This window comes from Clostridium muellerianum, from assembly GCF_012926525.1.
Lineage (GTDB): Bacteria > Bacillota > Clostridia > Clostridiales > Clostridiaceae > Clostridium_AM > Clostridium_AM muellerianum.
Genome location: NZ_JABBNI010000054.1, coordinates 1 through 1,478, shown reverse-complemented (window position 1 = coordinate 1,478; position 1,478 = coordinate 1). Strand labels below are relative to the sequence as shown.

The 1,478-nt window shown below is 49.4% G+C and carries 1 rRNA gene; it reads left to right on the top strand.

Going from position 1 to position 1,478, the window contains the following annotated elements:
• A 23S ribosomal RNA gene (locus tag HBE96_RS19555) occupies positions 1–1,478 on the top strand; the annotation flags it as partial.

Genomic DNA, 1,478 nt, shown 5'->3' with positions numbered 1-1,478 from the left:
AGATCTACTCCAGAGTACCACGAGACACGTGAAACCTTGTGGGAAGCTGGGAGGACCACCTCCCAAGGCTAAATACTAACTGGTGACCGATAGTGAAGCAGTACCGTGAGGGAAAGGTGAAAAGAACCCCGGAAGGGGAGTGAAATAGAACCTGAAACCGTGTGTCCACAACCGGTCGAAGCACTTTTACGTGCGACGACGTGCTTTTTGTAGAACGAGCCAGCGAGTTACGGTATGTAGCAAGGTTAAGTACTTAAGGTACGGAGCCGAAGGGAAACCGAGTCTGAATAGGGCGAAAAGTTGCATGTCGTAGACCCGAAACCGGGTGACCTATCCATGGCCAGGATGAAGCGGAAGTAAAATTCCGTGGAGGTCCGAACCACGTTGGTGTTGAAAAACCATGGGATGAGCTGTGGATAGCGGAGAAATTCCAATCGAACTCGGAGATAGCTGGTTCTCCTCGAAATAGCTTTAGGGCTAGCGTTGAGATTGAGTAATGGAGGTAGAGCACTGAATGGGCTAGGGGCTGACAACAGTTACTGAACCCTATCAAACTCCGAATGCCATATACTTGTATCTCAGCAGTCAGACTACGAATGATAAGATCCGTGGTCAAAAGGGAAACAGCCCAGATCATCAGCTAAGGTCCCAAAGTGTAAGTTAAGTGGAAAAGGATGTGGGATTTCTAAGACAACTAGGATGTTGGCTTAGAAGCAGCCACTCATTTAAAGAGTGCGTAATAGCTCACTAGTCAAGAGATCCTGCGCCGAAGATGTCCGGGGCTAAAACTTACCACCGAAGCTATGGGCTCGAAAGAGCGGTAGAGGAGCTTCCTGTATGGAGTGAAGTCGTACCGAAAGGAGCGGTGGACTGTACAGGAGTGAGTATGCTGGCATAAGTAGCGAGAAATAAGTGAGAATCTTATTGGTCGAAAATCTAAGGTTTCCTGAGGAAGGCTCGTCCGCTCAGGGTTAGTCGGGACCTAAGCCGAGGCCGAAAGGCGTAGGTGATGGACAATCGGTTGATATTCCGATACCACCAACTGACGTTATTACAAATGGGATGACGCAGGAGGATAGGATGTGCACACTATTGGATGTGTGTCTAAGCATCTAGACAGATCAGACAGGCAAATCCGTCTGGTTAATGTTGAGGTGTGATGGGGAGTGGCCTTGTGCCGCGAAGTATCTGATTCCACGCTGCCAAGAAAAGTCTCTATGGAGGATGTTGGTGCCCGTACCGCAAACCGACACAGGTAGATGAGGAGAGAATCCTAAGACCATCGGAAGAATTGTTGTCAAGGAACTCGGCAAATTGACCCCGTAACTTCGGGAGAAGGGGTGCCTATGTAACAGTAGGCCGCAGAGAATAGGCCCAAGCAACTGTTTAGCAAAAACACAGGTCTCTGCTAAAGCGAAAGCTGAAGTATAGGGGCTGACGCCTGCCCGGTGCTGGAAGGTTAAGGGGAACACTTAGCG